The following is a 17,554-nucleotide window of genomic DNA, read 5'->3' on the forward strand; positions in this document are numbered from 1 at the left end:
CGTTGATAGGGGCAGGGGCGTCGGACACGGCCCGGCAAGAGGTCATGGCAGCCCGCAGGATCGTCGTCAAGGTGGGATCCTCGTCACTCACCACCGCGGGCGGGGGTCTGGACGCCGACCGGGTTGACGCCCTCGTCGACGCGCTGGCCAAGAGCGTCGGGGACGGCAAGGACGCGGCCGCGGACAAGGAGATCGTGCTGGTCTCCTCCGGCGCCATCGCCGCCGGGCTCGCGCCGCTGGGCCTGGACCGGCGGCCGCGCGACCTGGCCCGCCAGCAGGCCGCCGCCAGCGTCGGCCAGGGGCTGCTGGTCGCCCGCTACACCGCTTCCTTCGCGCGCTACGGCCGCCGCGTGGGCCAGGTGCTGCTGACCACCGACGACACCAGCCGCCGCGCGCACTACCGCAATGCCCGCCGGACCCTCGACCAGCTGCTGTCGATGGGTGCCGTCCCGGTCGTCAACGAGAACGACACGGTGGCCACGGACGAGATCCGCTTCGGCGACAACGACCGGCTGGCCGCGCTCGTAGCCCATCTCGTACGGGCCGATCTGCTGGTGCTGCTGTCGGATGTCGACGGACTCTACGACGGTGATCCCAGCACCCCGGGCACCTCGCGGATCGCCGAGGTCCGCGGGCCGGCGGACCTGGAGGGGATCTCCATCGGCAGCGCCGGCAAGGCCGGCGTGGGCACCGGCGGCATGGTCACCAAGGTGGAGGCCGCCCGGATCGCGGCGGCGGCCGGCATCCCGGTCGTGCTGACCTCCGCCAGCCAGGCCGCCGACGCCCTGCGGGGCCGGGCCACCGGCACCCTCTTCCACCGCACCGGCCGCCGCTCCGCCGACCGGCTGCTGTGGCTCGCGCACGCCTCCACCCCGCGCGGCGCCCTGACGCTGGACGACGGGGCCGTACGGGCCGTGATCGAGGGGACCGGTTCGCTGCTGCCGGCGGGCATCGCCGCGGTCGAGGGTGAATTCAGCGCGGGCGACCCGGTCGAGCTGCGCGACCCCGCGGGCCGGGCCGTCGCGCGCGGGCTGGTCACCTACGACGCGGGCGAGATCCCCCAGCTGCTGGGCCGCTCCACCCGTGATCTGGCCCGTGACCTGGGACCGGGCTACGAGCGCGAGGTCGTGCACCGTGACGATCTGGTCGTCCTGCGCCGCTGATACGGGCATGCCGCACGGCGATGCGGGCATGCCGCATCGCTGACGGGCGTTATCCACGGACGAGAAACCGCCGGTAAGGACAGCCTTTCCATGGGGCCTTTCCGTAAAACCGCCACGCGGCCGCCCGCCGACTGGTCAACTTTGATGCAGGGCGCCGTGAAGGACGCACGGGCCCACGCACCACAGGCTCCGCCGCACGCGCGCGGAGCGGCGAACAACAGGAGGCCGCCGGTGAGACGAGGGCGCCCAGGGGCGCTGCCCCGAGGGACGGCTGGGCGGACACTGACCAGCGTCGGGTCAGGTGACACGGGGGAGCGGGCGGATGCTGACGACGTGGCGCGGCTGTGGCACATCACCCTCAGCGTCTCGGGCGCGGAGTCGCCGCTCAAGGAGGTCCGGCGGGCGCTGGAGCAGCTCGCCCACGACCATCCGTTCCTGCTGACCAGCCGCTATGCCAACGACCACGCGGAGATCCGCTACTGGGAGGAGGCGCGCGATCTGCACGACGCGGCGGCCGTGGCGCTGCGGCTGTGGGGCGAGCACCGCTCCACCGCCCAGCTCCCGCCCTGGGAGATCGTCGGCCTGGAGGTCATCGACCGCGAGACCTACCACCAGCGCATCGCCGAGGGCTGCGGACCCCTGCCGGCCACTCCGGTCGGGGTGCACCCCTTCTAGCCGACCGCCGGCCCCGGCACCTTCCCGCTGCCCGGTACCGGACGTCCCGCAGTGTGGAATACCGCTCGGTCGCGGCCTGTCGCACGGTTAGGCTGCGGCCATGAGCAGTGTCTTCCCCTCCCCCCTTGCCGACCCGATGCCGCAGTCCCCGGTGCTGCGTGCCGCCTACCGTGCCCGTGCCGCGGCCGCCGAGCTCGCGCCGCTGCCACGTTCGGTGAAGGACGAGGCGCTGCTGGCCATCGCCGACGCGCTGGAGGTCCGTACCCGCGAGATCCTCGACGCCAACGCCGAGGACGTCGCCAAGGCCCGGGCCGCCGGCACCAGCGAGTCCGTCGTCGACCGGCTGACCCTGACCGCCGAGCGGGTGCGGGCCATCGCCAAGGACGTGCGCGACGTGGCCGCCCTGCCCGACCCGGTGGGCGAGGTCGTGCGCGGCTCCACGCTCCCCAACGGCATCGACCTGCGCCAGGTGCGGGTGCCGCTCGGCGTCGTCGGCATCATCTACGAGGCCCGACCCAACGTCACCGTGGACGCCGCCGCCCTGTGCCTGAAGTCGGGCAACGCCGTCCTGCTGCGCGGCTCGTCCTCCGCGTACGCCTCCAACACCGCCCTGGTGCGCGTCGTGCGCGACGCGGTGGGCGGGGCCGGGCTGCCCGCGGACGCCGTGCAGCTGGTGCCGGGCGAGAGCCGGGAGTCCGTCCGGGAGCTGATGCGCGCCCGGGGCATGGTCGACGTGCTGATCCCGCGCGGCGGCGCCTCGCTGATCCGCACGGTCGTCCAGGAGTCCACCGTCCCGGTCATCGAGACGGGCACCGGCAACTGCCATGTGTACGTCGACGCCGAGGCCGACCTCGACATGGCCGTGGAGATCCTGATCAACTCCAAGGCCAGCCGGGTCAGCGTCTGCAACGCCGCCGAGACCCTGCTGGTCCACCAGGACATCGCCGGGCGCTTCCTGCCGCGCGCCCTGGCCGCGCTCGCGGAGGCGGGCGTGACCGTGCACGGCGACGAGCGGGTGGTGGAGGCGGCCGCGGCCGCGGACACCGGCGCCACCGTGGTGCCCGCGACCACGGAGGACTGGGAGACCGAGTACCTCTCGTACGACATCGCCGCCGCCGTCGTGGACGACCTGGACGCGGCCGTGCGCCACATCCGGCTGTGGACCTCCGGCCACACCGAGGCGATCGTCACCACCTCGCAGGCCGCCGCTCGCCGGTTCACCCAGTTGGTGGATTCCACGACGGTCGCGGTCAACGCCTCCACCCGCTTCACCGACGGCAGCCAGTTCGGTTTCGGGGCCGAGATCGGCATCTCCACGCAGAAGCTGCACGCACGCGGCCCGATGGGTCTGCCGGAGCTGACCTCGACCAAGTACATCGTCACCGGCGACGGTCACGTCCGGGGGCGGTAGGCCGAATTCCCGTACCGGTCGCGCGGATTGACCGGTTCGGGTCTACGCTGGACGGGTGCCGGACGACGTGGGGGGCAAGCCGTTCCCGGACGGCGAGGAGCCCGAGAGCCACCGCCATGGAGACGCGGACGACGTGTTCGCCTCCGTGGTCTTCGACGAGGAGTTCGTGCGGTCCGCCGCGGTCCACGAACCCTCAGCGGTCGAGCGGATGCTCGCCGCCGACCGGGCCCGTGCGGAGACCGATGCCGCGCGCGCCCGGGCCGGCGGCGGCCCCGCCGACGACGACCCGTACGACGACGCCCCCGACGACGGCTACGGCCCGCCCGGGCGCCACGCCGACCGCCTGGGGGAGCTGCACGGCCTCGCCAGGGACCTCGACCCGGACGACGCCTACGGCCCCTACGGGCGGTACGGCACGGCTCGTGGGCCCTACCGCGGCCATGCCCGCTGGCACCGCCCGGTGGCCTGGGTGCTGGCGGTGGTCATGGGCATAGGCGTGATCGCCCTCGCCTTCACCGCCGTCTACCGCGGCGCCTCCTCGGGCAACCGGCAGGGCCCCGCGCCCACGCCCGCCACCACGGGCGTGGACGCCCCGGTGGGGGAGCGGCAGCAGCGGCACCCGCTGCCGTCGGTCTCGGTCGACACCGAACCGCCCGTGGCCTCCGCCGTGCCGCCCCCTCGCTGACCGTCACCGTCCGTCACGCCGGGGCGGTCACCCTCCGTCATTCGGCGCTACCCTCCGTCCTTTCGTCACGGAGTGCTACCGCCTGGCCAGGATTGGCGATCCCGGCCCGGCAGCTTGAAATTTCGTCAGAACTTGTCGCGTACCAGGGCGTTTACCAGGCGCTCCGCAGACCTACTCTTGAGATATGAACGGGCCTGGAGACCCCCCTGAGGGCACGCCCGAGGGCCCCCAGGGAGGTGGCGACGAAGAGTACCGATCCGTCGTGTTCGACGAATCGTTCGTCCGTGCTGCCCGGCTCCAGGAGTTCTCCGCCCGCGAGCGCATGGACGACCACGCCCCGGCCGTCCGCACCCGGCACGCCTGGGCCCGCGTCAGCGCCTCGCGTCAGGTGCTGCTCCTGGTGATGCTGATCGCCCTCGCCTTCGGCACGGCCGTCTACATGGGCCTGCGCCACCCCTACAAGGAGCCGAGGCCGCCCACCGCCGAGGCCCTGCGCACCGCGATCGTGCCGCTCGCGCCGCGTGACCCGGTGCCCGGGGCCACCGCCGTGAAGGACCTCTTCGACAGCAGCCCCGCCGCCCAGTTCCGCGACGGCGCCGAGGGCGTCACCCTTCCGGCCGCACGCCGCACGCAGAATTTCTCCGAGAGCCTGGTGATGGCCGCCCTGGCCACCGCCAAGGAGTACACGGTCAAGTCCGCCCTCGACCCGGCCGTCCTGACCGGCGGCGGCCACCGCACCGTCCGGCTGCTGCTCGCCCCCTCCCAACTGGCCCAGTTCGACCGGAGCTTGTCCCGCCCCGCCGACGACGGGCGGTACGCCGCCACCGGCTGGCTGATCCGCTTCGACCCCGCCCAGGTGGCCCTCGCCGACCGCACCGTGCGGACCCAGGGCACCTTCTCGATCACCGAGGCGTCCCCGGCCGCCCTGGAGGTCTCCTCCGACCACACCTTCGTCTACGCCGTCCGCGCCGCGAAGGGGCCCGAGGAGGCGTCGCTGTTCACCGTGCGGCGCACGATGCGCTTCCGCTTCGATCGCGACGACCTGCAGGAACACCACGTACAGGTGCTGCAGAGCTATCTGCTGGCAGGGCCGCAGTCCTGCTCGGCGGACGACGCCGGCTATCTGCGGCCGCTGCTGGCCGGCCAGAAGGCGAGCACCGCGGGCCCGAACGGCACGGACCCCTACGCCCCCGGCCCCACGACCTCCGACCTCTGCGGCGCCCTGTCCCCGTCGTCCCAGCCGACGCTGCGGCGCTGAACCGGATCAGGACCCCGGTGTGTCCCGCCCACCGTCCCCGGGAGCCTTCGGCGGCGTCGCGGCGCCCCCGCGCCCCCCGAACGTCTCCCGCAGCTTGCCGCCCAGGTCCGACGCCCCGCCCGCCAGGTCCCGCACGAGCCCCATCAGCGGGTCCTTGCTGGAGCGCACCGCATCGGCGTAGTGGTTCGCGGACTGACGGAAGGAGTCGGAGACCGACGCGTCCTTGTCCTCCGCCCGGCGCGGGTAGTGGCCGTCCATGATGCGCTGGTGGTCGCGGCTCTCGGCCCACTTCTTCAGCTCCGCCGCCCGCACGGTCGTGAACGGGTGGCTGCGCGGCAGCACGTTCATGATCTTCAGTACGGAGTCGCGCAGGTCGCCGCCCCTCTCGTACTCCTCCGCCTGGGCGAGGAAGGCGTCCACGTTCATCTCGTGCAGGTGGTTGCCGCCCGCGATCTTCATCAGCCCCCGCATGGAGGCCCGCAGGTCCTGGCCCACCAGCAGCCCCGCCCGGTCCGCCGACAGCTCGGACTTGCGGAACCACTCCCGCAGCGCCGTCACGATCGCCATCACCGCGATGTTGCCCAGCGGGATCCAGGCGACCTTCACGGCCATGCTGGTCAGGAACAGCAGGATCGTGCGGTAGACGGCGTGCCCGGAGAGGGCGTGGCCCACCTCGTGGCCCACGACCGCCCGCATCTCCTCCTCGTCCAGCAGCTCCACCAGACCGGTGGTGACCACGATGATCGGCTCGTCCAGGCCGACGCACATGGCGCCGGGCTGCGGATCCTGCGTGACGTACATCGCCGGGACCCTCGGCATGTCCAGGATGGAGCAGGCGTCCAGCAGCATCGCGTGCAGATGCGCGAACTGCTGCTCGCTCACCCGCACCGACTCGGACAGGAACAACAGCCGCAGACTGCGCTCGGGCAGCAGCCCGCTCAGGGCCTTGAAGACCGTGTCGAAGCCGCTCAGCTTGCGCAGCGCCACCAGGGCGGAACGATCCGCCGGATGCTCGTACGCGCGCGAGGAGATGTCGGGGAAGCGCCTGCGGTCGCGGCCCGGCGCCCGCTCGTGGCTGTCGGTGTGGCTGTCGCTCATGTGGAAAGACCCCCTCAGTGGCCTTGTCGATGGCCCGTCCCCCGGCTTCCGGACCCCAGCCTAGGCCGTGGCCCCGGCATGGCTACCGTGGGAGTCATGCCCCTCATCAATGGTTTCACCACGCATCCCGGGTTCACCGAGGTCCTCGCCGTCTCCAAGGGCGACACTGGCCCGGGCGCGGTGCTGCGCACGGTCCTGATCGTCGGCGTGGTCGGCGTCGTCTTCCTCGCCTGGTTCCTGCTGCGCGGGTACGGCAAGAAGGACTGAGCGGCCCGAGCCGCGGAGTCGGCGTGAGCTTGCCGTAAGGGCCCGCATACGATGTGGCAGAAGTCTCCACCCGATCCCATCCCGGATAGGTCCTGCCGACGTGACCCTCACCACCGCCCACAGCGCCCTGATCACCCTCGCTTCCGAGGGCGAGCACCACGTGGACACCCACGAGAGCATCAGCCCCTACATGACCGGCGGCGCCGCCCTGGTCATCCTGCTGCTCCTGCTCTGGATCACCACCCGCTTCAACCGCGACCGCTGATCCCGCCGGTCCCTGGAGGTTCGGCGTGTCGGGGAGCCCAGTAGGGTCTGCACGCATGGGAGAGCAGACAGGGCCCGCGAAGCGGCGGCTCGGAGTGATGGGCGGGACGTTCGACCCGGTCCACCACGGACACCTGGTCGCCGCGAGCGAAGTGGCCTCGCAGTTCCACCTGGACGAGGTGGTCTTCGTGCCGACCGGGCAGCCGTGGCAGAAGAGCCACAAGCAGGTGTCCCCGGCCGAGGACCGCTATCTGATGACGGTGATCGCCACTGCCTCCAACCCGCAGTTCTCGGTCAGCCGCATCGACATCGACCGGGGCGGCCCGACCTACACCACGGACACGCTGCGGGACCTGCACGCCCTCAACGAGAACGCCGACCTGTTCTTCATCACCGGCGCCGACGCGCTGGCGCAGATCCTCACCTGGCGTGACACCGAGGAGCTCTTCTCGCTCGCCCACTTCATCGGCGTCACCCGGCCCGGTCACATACTGGCCAACCCGGGGCTGCCCGAGGACCGCGTCTCCTTCGTCGAGGTCCCGGCCCTCGCCATCTCCTCCTCCGACTGCCGCACCCGCGTCGCCCAGGGGGAGCCCGTCTGGTACCTCGTGCCCGACGGTGTGGTGCGCTACATCGACAAGCGCAGGCTGTACCGTCACGACGGCTGAGACCGGAGCGAGGGCCGACTCCGGCTCGAGGGCATCGAGGGGCACTGGTGAACGACCGACAGGACCCGTACGCGCACGACCCGTACGCGCCGCAGCAGCAGGTCCACGGCTATGACGCGTACGGGCAGCCGGTGTACCGGCCGGACGCCCCGGAGCGCGTGTACGACCAGTACGGTCAGCCCCTTCCGCAGCAGACACAGCAGACGTACGGCTACGACCCGTACGCCCAGCAGGCTCCGCCCGCCGGGCAGCAGGCGTACGACCCCTCGTACGGCCCCTACGACCCGTACGCCCAGAACCCCGCGCCCCAGGACCAGCCCCAGCAGCCCCAGCAGACCCAGCAGCAGGAGTGGATCCCCCGGCAGGCGGGCCCGCCCGCGCACGAGGAGCCGCCGGCCGCGCAGGTCCGCACCGGGCAGCGGGTCCCCGAGCCCCGGCCGGCCGCGGGAGAGGCGCCGGACTACCGCACCGAGCAGTTCTCCTTCATCGAGGAGCCGGACGAGGACTCCGAGGACGTCATCGACTGGCTGAAGTTCAGCGAGAGCCGCACCGAGCGGCGCGACGAGCGCAAACGCAAGGGCCGCAACCGCTACGTCGCGCTCGCCGTGGTGCTGGTCCTGGCGCTCGGCGGCGGCATCGGCTGGTTCCTGCTGGCCGGCGGCGAGGAGAAGAAGGGCCCGGCGGCGGTGAGCGGCGCGCAGAAGCGCGACGTCATCGTCGTGCACCTGCGCCAGACCCGGGGCGGCGACAGCGCCACGGCCCTGCTGGTCGACAACGCGACCACCAAGAAGGCCACGGCGGTGCTGCTGCCGAACGCGCTGGCCCTCGGCAAGGAGGGCGGCGGCGCCACGACCCTCGGCAAGGCCGTCCAGGAGGCCGGCACCGGCGGCACCCGGGACGCGCTGAACACCCTGCTCGGCGCCGACATCAAGGGCAGCTGGCGGCTGGACACCCCCTATCTGGAGAACCTCGTCGAGCTGGTCGGCGGCATCACCGTCGACGCGGACACGGCCGTCCCCGGCGCCAAGGAGGGCGACCGCCCCCTGGTGAGCCCGGGCAAGGGCCAGAGCCTGAGCGGCCAGACGGCGGTCGCCTACGCCACCTACCGGGGCCCCGGCGAGGACCAGGGCAAGCCGCTGGCGCGGTTCGGCCAGGTCATGCAGGGCGTGCTGCGCAAGATGTCCAGCGACGCCAAGGCGGCCACCACGACCGTGGAGTCGCTCGCCCAGATCCCCGACCCCTCGCTCTCCGTCCAGCAGCTGGGCGCCTCGCTGGCCCACCTCGCCGAGAAGGCCAAGGAGGGCTCGTACGGCACCGCCGTCCTGCCCGTGCAGTCCGACGGCACGCTCGGTGAGCGGGCGGCCGACGGCGTGGTCAAGGACGTGCTGGGCGGCACGGTGAGGAACACCGACAAGAACGCACCGCCCCGGGTGAGCGTGAAGAACGCCACAGGCACCCCGGCGGCGACCGGATCGGCGCAGGTCAAGCTGGTCAACGGGGGTTACACCTACGTCGACGGCGGCTCGGCCGGCCCGGCTCAGGCGACCTCCTCGGTGGTCTACGCCGACGAGGCCCGGGCGGCCGAGGCCAAGGAGGCCGCGAAGACGCTGGGGCTGCCGGAGCGGGCCGTGCGCAAGGGCGACGGCGCGGGCAACGCCGACATCACCGTGGTCCTGGGCAAGGACTACAAGAGCTGAGCGCAGGCGGGCCGCCCCGGCGGCCCGGGGCCCTGCCGGGGCGGTCCCGGGGCGGTCCTGGGGCGGGCGGAAAAGGCCAGGAGGGGTGTCGGCGGGTCGTGAGACCCTTGAGAGGTACTGACCCTCTTTACGAAAGCATGGCTTGTGACCGCCACTGACCGCTCCATCGAGCTCATCCAGGCCGCTGCCCAGGCGGCCGCCGACAAGCTCGCGCACGATGTCATCGCGTACGACGTCAGCGACGTGCTGTCGATCACCGACGCCTTCCTGCTGGCCTCGGCCCCCAACGACCGCCAGGTCAAGTCGATCGTCGACGAGATCGAGGAGCGGCTGCTCAAGGACCTCGGCGTCAAGCCGGTGCGCCGCGAGGGCGACCGTGACGCCCGCTGGGTGCTCCTGGACTACGTCGACATCGTCGTGCACGTCCAGCACAGCGAGGAGCGGGTCTTCTACGCCCTGGAGCGGCTGTGGAAGGACTGCCCCGAGATCGACCTGCCCGCCGACGCCGTCGCCACCCGCGGCAAGGCCGACGAGCACGCCCGCGCGCAGGCGGCCGAGGTGGACGGGGACCTGAGCTGAACGGCCGTCCGGGCGGCCGGGGCCGCCGGATCGTGCTGTGGCGGCACGGTCAGACCGCATGGAACGTGGAGCGCCGCTTCCAGGGCACCACGGACATCGAGCTGACCGGCACCGGCGTCGCGCAGGCGCGCCGGGCCGCCCGGCTGCTGGCCGCGCTGCGGCCGGACGCGATCGTCGCCTCCGACCTCAAGCGCGCCGCGGCCACCGCCGCCGAGCTGTCGGCCGTCACGGGCCTGGAGGTCTCCCACCACCCCGAGCTGCGCGAGACCTACGCGGGCACCTGGCAGGGCCTGACCCACGAGGAGATCTCCGAGCGCTACGGCGAGCAGTACGCGGCGTGGAAGCGCGGCGAGCCCGTGCGCCGCGGCGGCGGCGAGCTGGAGACCGAGGTCGCCGACCGGGCCGCGCCCGTCGTGCGGTCCCACGCCGAGAAGCTGCCCGACGGCGGCACCCTGGTCGTCGTCAGCCACGGCGGCACGATCCGCACCACCATCGGCCGGCTGCTGGGCCTGGAGGCCCGCTCCTGGGAGGCCCTGGGCGGCCTCACCAACTGCTGCTGGTCCGTGCTGGGCGAGGGCGCGCGCGGCTGGCGGCTGCAGGAGCACAACGCCGGGACGCTGCCCGAGCCGGTCCTCGGCGACGACGACTGAGGCGCCCGCCGTGTGGCCCCTGAGGCCCGATTTCACTTCTGGGCAGGTCACAGGCTAAAGTTCTTCTTGTTCGCGGGGAACGCGGAGGGAAACTTCCGGGGGAACCGAGAACAGCGGGGCTATAGCTCAGTTGGTAGAGCGCCTGCATGGCATGCAGGAGGTCAGGAGTTCAATTCTCCTTAGCTCCACAGTTCGGACGATCCCGTCTCCCACTCACAGGGAGGCGGGATTGTTGCTGTTCCGGCGTGGTCCCGTGGCAGAATCGGACGGCCGGGAGCGGACGGGGCCGAAGGGGAGGGGGTTGGAGCTGACCCATGGGTGCTCACAGCCGGAAGTGCGACTGGTGCGGCAGCGGGACGCCGATCGTCCGTGACATGGAGCCGCTCAACTCCGAATACCAGTACTGGTGTGTGGAGTGTGCGCGGGCGCTGATCATAAAAGGCGACCCGATCGAGACCTACCGCGAGCTCGAGGGCGAGCCGATCTACGGACGGCTGCTCGACGAGCACTGCGCGCTGAAGAGGTTCTACTCCTTCGCGACGGCCTGACCCCTCGCGATGGCCTGAAAATCGGTCAAACCGGGGCGACCCGGTCGGGGGGTCGAACCGATTTGGCAAGTGGGGGGGAGGTCCGTGTAATGTAATCCGTGTCGCCAGGGAGACCGCAAGGAAAACCGGGCGGAAAACAAAACAAGGGGCTATAGCTCAGTTGGTAGAGCGCCTGCATGGCATGCAGGAGGTCAGGAGTTCAATTCTCCTTAGCTCCACAGAAGATGAGAGGGTCGTCCGCAAGGACGGCCCTCTCATCGTTTGTCCTCCCGTCGTTTACGGATCATTGTCCGCGGTCCAGGCGCAGCGCCAGCGCCGGACAGCGGCGTACGGATCGTTGCGCGCGCCCCCGAAGGTGCTCGGGCACCCCTGTGTCCGCCAGCACGGGAAATCCGTCCGGTCCGATCCGTACGAGCTCGGGCAGCAGCCCCGCGCACAGCCCGTGCCCCTCGCACAGCGTCCAGTCCACCGCCAGCCGCTCCGAACGCCCCTCGCCGGGCGCCGCGCCGGGCGGGGTCGGCAGGGGCAGCACGCCGGCCGTGGGGCGCCCGCAGCCGCTGCCCAGGACGTGCGCCGCCAGATCGTCCGTGAACGCCGTCAGGGCGCTCAGCACGAAGCGCGCCGAGCCGTCCGGATGGGCGCACGCCCCCCGGCCGCGTACGGCCCCCGCGGCCTCCCGTACACCTTCCAGCGCGCCGCGCCCACCGCCGGCCACCACGTCCGCCAGCGCCCCCGCGAGCGTCGGCAGGCCGAGCCGGCAGGGCCCGCACTGGCCCGCCGACTCGGCCGCCAGCCAGTGCGCCACGCGGACCGCCTCGCCCAGCGGGCAGGTGTCGTCGGGCAGCGGCAGCACCGCGCCCGCGCCCAGGCTCGCGCCGCACGCCGCCAGGGCGTCCCGCGACAGCAGCGCCCCCGCCGCCGTCGGCGCGTCCAGCCAGCCGCCGTGATAGCCGCCGACCAGCACCCCCTGCGGCGACTGCCCGGCCCCGCACCGGGCCAGCACGTGCGGCAGCGCCACGCCGCTCGGCGCCTCCACCACGCGCGGGCCAGGCACCGCGCCGGAGACGGTGAGCAGGACGGTGCCCGGCTCGTCCGGCGTGCCGGCCGTGGCGTAGCGGGCGGCGCCCAGGCGGGCGGCGAGGGCGAGTTGGGCGAAGGTCTCGGTGTTGGAGAGCAGCGTCGGCAGCCCGGCCAGGCCCTGCTCGCTGGCGCGCGGGTGCCGGCCGGGCGGGAGCGCGGGTCCGCCGTCGGCGGCGCGCAGCAGGGCGGACGACTCACCGGAGACCATGCGCTCGGGCAGGCGTACGACCCGAGCGCGTACCGCCCGTCCGCGCCGGTCGGCCAGACCGCGCTCCGCGAGCGCTTCCCGCATCGACGCTTCTGTGCCCGGTCGCGTCACCCCGACCACGAGCCTGCGGGCCCCGAGCGCCTCGGCGGCCAGCAGCGCGCCGTCCAGCACCAGGTGCGGGGCGCGCTCGAGCAGGACGGCGTCCTTGCGGCACGCGGGCTCGCCCTCACAGCCGTTGACCACCACCGCGGGCCGGACCCCGCGCCGCCGCGCCGTGCCGCCCACCGCGCGCAGCTTCCGCGCGAACGGGAAGCCCGCGCCGCCGCGCCCGCGCAGGGCGACCGCTTCCGCGAGCCGGATCAGCTCGTCCTCGGTCAGGCGGGGCGCCGTGCCGTGCACGGCCAGGTGCGCCCGCCGGTCCAGGCGCCCGGCGTCCTCGAAGCCGGCCGTCAGGCGGGGCTGCCCGAGCGCGAGCACCTCCGGCAGCCCGCCGGCCACGGCGGCCCTCACCGGTGCCGGCCCGGCGCGCCGTGGGCGGCACGGGGCCGCGCGAGGTCCGTGCCGGCGTGTGGCACGGGGGCCTCCCGGACCGGCTGTGGGGCGACGGCGACGGCCTCCTCGGGGCGTCGGCGGCGGCCCCGTATGCGGTGGTCCGGTACGCGGCGGCCCTGCGCGAGGCGCGCCAGCGCGAGGCGTAACAGGAGCGCGCCCGCCACCGCCGCCAGGCAGAGCGCGTAGCAGAGGGTCACCCAACGCGCCGGGGCGCGCCCCGCGTTGAGGCCGTGCAGGAGGGCGGCGCACCAGGCGGCGTAGGCGCAGCCGTGCAGCGCCCGCCAGCGGTGGGCGGCGCTTCCGCGCCCGGCGAAGGCGCTGCGCCCGGCGCCGGTCGCCGCGGCGAGCACCATCAGATGGCCCGCGAGCGACCCCAGTGCGATCAGCCCGTCGCGGCCCCGGACGCCGGAGGAGAACGGCAGCAGGGCGGCGCCGGCCGAGGCGTGCGCCTCGGTGACCTTGACGCCCACGTGGACGAACAGGAAGCCGAGCGCGCCGACGGCGGTCGCCCGGTGCACGGCCTGGGCGAGCAGCCGGCTGCGCGGGCCGAGGACCAGCCGGTCGGTGGCGATGAGCCCCCAGACGACGGTCGCGGTCAGCGAGACCAGGGCGAGCACGCCACCGGTCTGGTCGAGGAAGCGGTGGAGGTCCATGCCCCGGCACGCTAGGCAGCGGGCCGCGGCGGCGGCCGCGCTTCGCGCAACCCCGGTGGGCGGCGGCGTGCCGCTGCTAACGTCTGCGGGGCCCTTGCCTCGGTGCGGTACCTTCCGCCGCTGCGGTAACCTGACCCCATGCGTGCCGTACGCCTCCTGCTTAGCGAGCCGCGCTGATCAGCACCGACCGGTGACTTCCGGTCGGCATCGGCGCGGCGTCCCCTCCTGTGCGAGGGGCTTTTTCATTTCCGGGGCCAGCCCGGAAGGACCGGAATATCGCAGCCGCAGGCAGAGACGACGATCGATGGAGCTTTGAGGACGATGAGCGAGACCCCCACCGCCGCCGAAGTGGCCGCCCCGCACCGCTACACGGCCGCGCTGGCCGCTGACATCGAGGCGCGCTGGCAGGACTTCTGGGACGCGGACGGCACGTACGCCGCGCCCAACCCCAGCGGAGAGCTGGCGGGCGACCCGGACGTCGTCGCCCGGCCCAAGAAGTTCATCATGGACATGTTCCCGTACCCCTCGGGTGCGGGCCTGCACGTCGGCCACCCGCTCGGCTACATCGCCACCGACGTCTACGCGCGCTACCACCGCATGACGGGCCACAACGTCCTGCACACCCTCGGCTTCGACGCCTTCGGCCTGCCCGCCGAGCAGTACGCGGTGCAGACCGGCACGCACCCCCGGGTGTCCACCGAGGCCAACATGGACAACATGAAGGCGCAGCTGCGCCGCCTGGGTCTGGGCCACGACAAGCGCCGGTCGTTCGCGACGATCGACCCGGAGTACTACAAGTGGACGCAGTGGATCTTCCTGCAGATCTTCAACTCCTGGTACGACGCGGACGCCAAGAAGGCCCGGCCGATCAGTGAGCTGGTCGAGGAGTTCGAGAGCGGGCAGCGTGAGGTTGCGGGCACGCGCGCGTGGAGCGAGCTGAGCGCTGCCGAGCGTTCGGACGTCCTGGGCACGTACCGCCTGGCGTACGCCTCCGACGCGCCCGTGAACTGGTGCCCCGGCCTGGGCACCGTGCTGGCCAACGAGGAGGTCACCTCCGACGGCCGCTCCGAGCGCGGCAACTTCCCCGTCTTCAAGTCCAAGCTGCGCCAGTGGAACATGCGGATCACCGCCTACGCGGACCGCCTGATCGACGACCTGGACGCCCTGGACTGGCCCGAGGCCATCAAGCTGCAGCAGCGCAACTGGATCGGCCGCAGCGAGGGCGCCCGCGTCGACTTCGCTGTGGCGGACGGCGCCGAGGCGAAGGTCACGGTCTTCACCACGCGCCCCGACACCCTGTTCGGCGCCACCTACATGGTGCTGGCCCCCGAGCACGACCTGATCGACGCCATCGTGCCCGCCGAGTGGCCCGAGGGCACCAAGGACATCTGGACCGGGGGCGCGTCCACCCCGGCCGACGCCGTCGCCGCCTACCGCAAGCAGGCGCAGTCCAAGACCGACGTCGAGCGCCAGACCGAGGGCAAGGACAAGACCGGCGTCTTCACCGGTGCGTACGCCCTCAACCCGCTGACCGGCGAGCGCGTCCCCGTCTTCGTCGCCGACTACGTCCTGATGGGCTACGGCACCGGCGCGATCATGGCCGTCCCGGGCCAGGACGAGCGCGACTGGGAGTTCGCCACCGCCTTCGACCTGCCCATCATTCGCACCGTCCAGCCCCCCGAGGGCTGGGAGGGCGAGGCGTACGGCGGCCAGGGCCCGGCGATCAACTCCGCCGGCGACGAGATCGACCTCAACGGCATGGAGGTCGACGAGGCCAAGCGCACCGTCATCGCCCACCTGACCGAGCGCGGCATCGGCGAAGGCACCATCAACTTCCGCCTGCGCGACTGGCTGTTCAGCCGCCAGCGCTACTGGGGCGAGCCCTTCCCGATCGTCTACGACGAGGACGGCGTCGCCCACTCGCTGCCCGAGTCGATGCTCCCGCTGGAGCTGCCCGAGGTCGAGGACTACTCGCCGCGCACGTTCGAGCCGGACGACGCCGACACCTCGCCCGAGACCCCGCTCTCGCGCAACGAGGACTGGGTCAACGTCGAGCTGGACCTCGGCGACGGCGTCAAGCGCTACCGCCGCGAGACCAACACCATGCCCAACTGGGCCGGCTCCTGCTGGTACGAGCTGCGCTACCTGGACCCGCACAACGACGAGCGCCTGGTCTCCGCCGACGCCGAGCAGTACTGGATGGGCCCGCGCGAGGGCCAGCCGCACGGTGGCGTCGACCTGTACGTCGGCGGCGCCGAGCACGCCGTGCTGCACCTGCTGTACGCCCGGTTCTGGTCCAAGGTCCTCTTCGACCTGGGCCACATCTCCTCGGCCGAGCCGTTCCACAAGCTCTACAACCAGGGCATGATCCAGGCGTACGTCTACCGCGACAGCCGTGGCATCGCCGTCCCGGCCGCCGAGGTGGAGGAGCGCGACGGCGCGTACTACTACCAGGGCGAGAAGGTCAGCCGGCTGCTCGGCAAGATGGGCAAGTCCCTGAAGAACGCCGTCACGCCGGACGAGATCTGCGCCGAGTACGGCGCGGACACGCTGCGCCTGTACGAGATGGCGATGGGCCCCCTGGACGTCTCCCGCCCCTGGGACACGCGCGCCGTCATCGGCCAGTACCGGCTGCTGCAGCGCCTGTGGCGCAACGTGGTGGACGAGAACACCGGCGAGGTCACCGTCGTCGACGCCGACCCCGACGAGGCGACGCTGCGCGCCCTGCACAAGGCCGTCGACGGCATCTCCCAGGACATGGCGAACCTGCGCTTCAACACCGCCATCGCCAAGGTGACCGAGCTGAACAACCACGTCACCAAGCTGCGCGAGGTGCCCCGGTCCGTCGCCGAGCCGCTGGTGCTGCTCTTCGCGCCGCTGGCCCCGCACATCGCCGAGGAGCTGTGGCGCAAGCTCGGCCACACCGACTCGGTCGTGCACCGGGACTTCCCCGTGGCCGACCCGGCCTACCTGGTCGACGAGGCCGTGACCTGCGTCGTCCAGATCAAGGGCAAGGTCAAGGCCCGCCTGGAGGTGCCCCCGTCGATCTCCGACGAGGAGCTGGAGAAGGTGGCCCTGGCCGACCCGGCGGTCGTGGCGGCGCTGGCCGGCGCGGGCATCCGCAAGGTGATCGTGCGGGCGCCGAAGCTGGTGAACATCGTTCCGGCGTAGTGGCTCGCGCATGAGCTAGGGGTTTGTCCCTACGGGCAGGTTGGGGGTTCCTCCGGAACCCTCGGCCTGCCCGTTGCGTTTACGGTGGAGGGGTGGGGACGGACCCTGCCATTGACGTGCCGGGCCCGCCCGGGCCTCTGGAGGAGCGCATATGGACGCCGCCGCCGCGATCTTCGCCGTGATCTTTGCGATCCTCGTCGCGTTCGCGGTGATCGCCGCGGTCAGGACGGTGCGGGCGGTCAAGCGCGGCGTCGACCGCACGGTCACCCAGGCGCGGCGCACGGTCGAGGACACGCGGCTCAAGGCCAGGCAGTACGTCCAGCCGGGCCCGGGCGGCGAGGTCGCACAGCTGCGGCTGTCCCTGCGCACGTCGATGCGCGCCACCCAGGACGTGCTGCGCGCGGCCCTGCCGGAGGATGCCTCCCTGTCGGAGTCCCTGGCCCTCTTCGAGCGGCTCAGCGCCCATGCCCACGAGATCGACGATGACCTGCGCAAGCTGGAGACCGAGCCGGACAAGGGCCGGGTGGCCGCGCGCCTGCCGGAGCTGCGCGAGCGCACGGAGCGCGTCACGCACTCGGCGGACTCGCTGCGGTGGGCCGCGCAGGACCGGGCGCGGCAGTTCGCGGACGACGACCTGTCGGCGCTGAGCGAGCAGATCCGGATGGAGACGGGCGCGCTGCGGCACTGGGAGACGGAAACGGAGCCGGTGGCCGGTACGGGAACGGCGGCAGCGTCGGGGGCCGGGGCGAAGCCCGGGGCGTCGGGCGGTGCCCCGAAGGCTTCCGGTGAGGCGTCGGCACAGACCGGCGCGGCGGCCGCCGGGGAGCCGGAGCGGGCCGCCATCACCGGGCGGGATACCTGGCGGCAGGCAGGGTACTCCTGGCAGAAGGCCAAGCGTCCGGAAAGCACGGCCTGACAGCCGGGAGG

At 72.7% G+C, this 17,554-nt stretch carries 16 protein-coding genes, 2 tRNA genes and 1 pseudogene; 16 read left to right on the forward strand and 3 right to left on the reverse strand.

Annotated elements, in window-relative coordinates:
- Positions 1-44 precede the first annotated feature (44 nt).
- From proB to AB0G59_RS10245, 5 genes are all read left to right on the forward strand, one after another.
- The gene (gene proB, locus AB0G59_RS10225; RefSeq protein ID WP_360909904.1) at positions 45-1,163 is read left to right on the forward strand and encodes a glutamate 5-kinase; all 1,119 of its coding nucleotides are present in this window, start codon (positions 45-47) and stop codon (positions 1,161-1,163) included.
- 231 nt (positions 1,164-1,394) lie between these two features.
- Positions 1,395-1,838, forward strand: coding sequence for a hypothetical protein (locus AB0G59_RS10230; RefSeq protein ID WP_360909906.1), 444 nt, complete (start codon positions 1,395-1,397; stop codon positions 1,836-1,838).
- Between the two features lie 100 nt (positions 1,839-1,938).
- Positions 1,939-3,249 (forward strand): glutamate-5-semialdehyde dehydrogenase, encoded by a 1,311-nt coding sequence (locus tag AB0G59_RS10235; RefSeq protein WP_071963331.1) that lies wholly within the window; start codon positions 1,939-1,941, stop codon positions 3,247-3,249.
- Between the two features lie 55 nt (positions 3,250-3,304).
- A complete protein-coding gene (locus AB0G59_RS10240; protein WP_360909908.1) occupies positions 3,305-3,934 on the forward strand; it encodes a hypothetical protein in 630 nt (209 codons plus the stop codon).
- Between the two features lie 184 nt (positions 3,935-4,118).
- The gene (locus AB0G59_RS10245) at positions 4,119-5,192 is read left to right on the forward strand and encodes a hypothetical protein (protein WP_360909910.1); all 1,074 of its coding nucleotides are present in this window, start codon (positions 4,119-4,121) and stop codon (positions 5,190-5,192) included.
- Positions 5,193-5,198: 6 nt separating this feature from the next.
- Here the strand turns inward: AB0G59_RS10245 and AB0G59_RS10250 are convergent, their stop codons facing one another.
- Complete coding sequence (locus tag AB0G59_RS10250) at positions 5,199-6,290, reverse strand: M48 family metallopeptidase (RefSeq protein ID WP_360909912.1); 1,092 nt, start codon at positions 6,288-6,290, stop codon at positions 5,199-5,201.
- Between the two features lie 96 nt (positions 6,291-6,386).
- On the opposite strand from AB0G59_RS10250, the gene AB0G59_RS10255 reads away from it, so the two are divergent.
- From AB0G59_RS10255 to AB0G59_RS10295, 9 genes are all read left to right on the forward strand, one after another.
- Positions 6,387-6,557, forward strand: coding sequence for a hypothetical protein (locus AB0G59_RS10255; protein ID WP_177337874.1), 171 nt, complete (start codon positions 6,387-6,389; stop codon positions 6,555-6,557).
- 100 nt (positions 6,558-6,657) lie between these two features.
- On the forward strand, positions 6,658-6,822 hold the full coding sequence (locus tag AB0G59_RS10260) for a hypothetical protein (protein WP_177337872.1): 165 nt from the start codon (positions 6,658-6,660) through the stop codon (positions 6,820-6,822).
- A gap of 55 nt (positions 6,823-6,877) precedes the next feature.
- Complete coding sequence (gene nadD, locus AB0G59_RS10265) at positions 6,878-7,489, forward strand: nicotinate-nucleotide adenylyltransferase (RefSeq protein WP_360909915.1); 612 nt, start codon at positions 6,878-6,880, stop codon at positions 7,487-7,489.
- 47 nt (positions 7,490-7,536) lie between these two features.
- On the forward strand, positions 7,537-9,186 hold the full coding sequence (locus AB0G59_RS10270) for an LCP family protein (RefSeq protein WP_360909917.1): 1,650 nt from the start codon (positions 7,537-7,539) through the stop codon (positions 9,184-9,186).
- A gap of 144 nt (positions 9,187-9,330) precedes the next feature.
- Positions 9,331-9,765 (forward strand): ribosome silencing factor, encoded by a 435-nt coding sequence (rsfS, locus tag AB0G59_RS10275; RefSeq protein WP_071963320.1) that lies wholly within the window; start codon positions 9,331-9,333, stop codon positions 9,763-9,765.
- Complete coding sequence (locus AB0G59_RS10280) at positions 9,762-10,415, forward strand: histidine phosphatase family protein (protein ID WP_071963369.1); 654 nt, start codon at positions 9,762-9,764, stop codon at positions 10,413-10,415. The genes rsfS and AB0G59_RS10280 overlap by 4 nt, the downstream gene beginning before the upstream one ends.
- A gap of 115 nt (positions 10,416-10,530) precedes the next feature.
- Positions 10,531-10,603: transfer RNA gene (locus AB0G59_RS10285), tRNA-Ala, on the forward strand.
- 126 nt (positions 10,604-10,729) lie between these two features.
- Entirely contained in the window at positions 10,730-10,963 is a 234-nt protein-coding gene (locus AB0G59_RS10290) for a hypothetical protein (RefSeq protein WP_071963321.1), read from the forward strand.
- A gap of 145 nt (positions 10,964-11,108) precedes the next feature.
- A tRNA-Ala gene (locus AB0G59_RS10295) sits at positions 11,109-11,181 on the forward strand.
- A gap of 65 nt (positions 11,182-11,246) precedes the next feature.
- On the opposite strand, the gene AB0G59_RS10300 is transcribed toward AB0G59_RS10295, so the two are convergent.
- Positions 11,247-12,749 carry an NADH-ubiquinone oxidoreductase-F iron-sulfur binding region domain-containing protein gene (locus AB0G59_RS10300; protein WP_360909919.1) on the reverse strand — a complete coding sequence of 501 codons (1,503 nt, stop codon included), beginning with the start codon at positions 12,747-12,749 and terminating at the stop codon, positions 11,247-11,249.
- Between the two features lie 191 nt (positions 12,750-12,940).
- A pseudogene (locus tag AB0G59_RS10305) lies at positions 12,941-13,456 on the reverse strand (hypothetical protein); the annotation flags it as partial.
- Between the two features lie 321 nt (positions 13,457-13,777).
- Between AB0G59_RS10305 and leuS the strand changes: the two are divergent.
- Both leuS and AB0G59_RS10315 read left to right on the forward strand, forming a co-directional pair.
- A complete protein-coding gene (gene leuS / locus AB0G59_RS10310) occupies positions 13,778-16,627 on the forward strand; it encodes a leucine--tRNA ligase (RefSeq protein ID WP_360909921.1) in 2,850 nt (949 codons plus the stop codon).
- 151 nt (positions 16,628-16,778) lie between these two features.
- Positions 16,779-17,543 carry a hypothetical protein gene (locus AB0G59_RS10315; protein ID WP_360909923.1) on the forward strand — a complete coding sequence of 255 codons (765 nt, stop codon included), beginning with the start codon at positions 16,779-16,781 and terminating at the stop codon, positions 17,541-17,543.
- Positions 17,544-17,554 lie beyond the last annotated feature (11 nt).

It is taken from the genome of Streptomyces sp. NPDC021096 (genome assembly GCF_040641275.1).
In the GTDB taxonomy this organism is placed as follows: Bacteria; Actinomycetota; Actinomycetes; order Streptomycetales; family Streptomycetaceae; genus Streptomyces.

Coding starts and splice junctions, on each gene's coding strand:
- proB (WP_360909904.1), top strand. CDS start 45: ATGGCAGCCCGCAGGATCGTCGTCAAGGTGGGATCCTCGTCACTCACC.
- AB0G59_RS10235 (WP_071963331.1), top strand. CDS start 1,939: ATGAGCAGTGTCTTCCCCTCCCCCCTTGCCGACCCGATGCCGCAGTCC.
- AB0G59_RS10245 (WP_360909910.1), top strand. CDS start 4,119: ATGAACGGGCCTGGAGACCCCCCTGAGGGCACGCCCGAGGGCCCCCAG.
- AB0G59_RS10250 (WP_360909912.1), bottom strand. CDS start 6,290: ATGAGCGACAGCCACACCGACAGCCACGAGCGGGCGCCGGGCCGCGAC.
- AB0G59_RS10255 (WP_177337874.1), top strand. CDS start 6,387: ATGCCCCTCATCAATGGTTTCACCACGCATCCCGGGTTCACCGAGGTC.
- nadD (WP_360909915.1), top strand. CDS start 6,878: ATGGGAGAGCAGACAGGGCCCGCGAAGCGGCGGCTCGGAGTGATGGGC.
- AB0G59_RS10290 (WP_071963321.1), top strand. CDS start 10,730: ATGGGTGCTCACAGCCGGAAGTGCGACTGGTGCGGCAGCGGGACGCCG.
- leuS (WP_360909921.1), top strand. CDS start 13,778: ATGAGCGAGACCCCCACCGCCGCCGAAGTGGCCGCCCCGCACCGCTAC.
- AB0G59_RS10315 (WP_360909923.1), top strand. CDS start 16,779: ATGGACGCCGCCGCCGCGATCTTCGCCGTGATCTTTGCGATCCTCGTC.